This is a genomic window from Paraburkholderia humisilvae (genome assembly GCF_902859855.1).
Lineage (GTDB): Bacteria > Pseudomonadota > Gammaproteobacteria > Burkholderiales > Burkholderiaceae > Paraburkholderia > Paraburkholderia humisilvae.
The window spans coordinates 1-558 of the sequence record NZ_CADIKH010000490.1; the positions used below are offsets into that span (position 1 = coordinate 1).

Here is a 558-nt window from a genome sequence, read left to right on the forward strand (position 1 = left end):
CAATCCTGGGTCCGACGAGCATGCCAGTGGTATCTATTTTGATGGCAATGCGCTGGCCAACGCCGCGAACAGAAGTGTGGATGATCTGGCAAGTGATCCGTCCGCGATGCGGTTGCCTGATTTCGCCAGCCTGACGCAACCGGCTCGCCGCAGAATGGTGGTCCAATGGCTGGATGCGCATGGTCAGGACACGCAATACCCGTTCGGCACGTTTGAGCACTCCATGGCGTCGGTGCTGAAGACTGCCGCCCTGTCCCGGGGAGAGGCTGCACCGCAGCCGTATGCGTCCCGCGAAGCACTGGGAGCGGCGTTCGCTGCACTGGCGCAGCAATGGCCCTCACAGAACAGTACCCTGATTGATCCGAAAATCCTGTTCGGCCTGCATCTGGTCAAGACCCATGGCATTGAGCTGCATGGACCGTCATCGCAACGACTGGACGAACTGAGGGATTGCCTGAATGACCTGCTGACCGACGCAGCCGGACCACCGGTCTTCGACAGGAGAGCGGCGGCGCTAGCCATGCTGTCGGAGCAGACCGGACTTTCAGAAGAGGCATT

Annotated in this window: 1 protein-coding gene; it reads left to right on the forward strand. The window is 60.6% G+C overall.

Annotated features, from left to right (window positions below; translation table 11 throughout):
* Nucleotides 1-558, forward strand: a 558-nt coding sequence (locus tag HV796_RS43195; RefSeq protein WP_175233668.1) for a hypothetical protein, incomplete at both ends; no start/stop codon positions are given.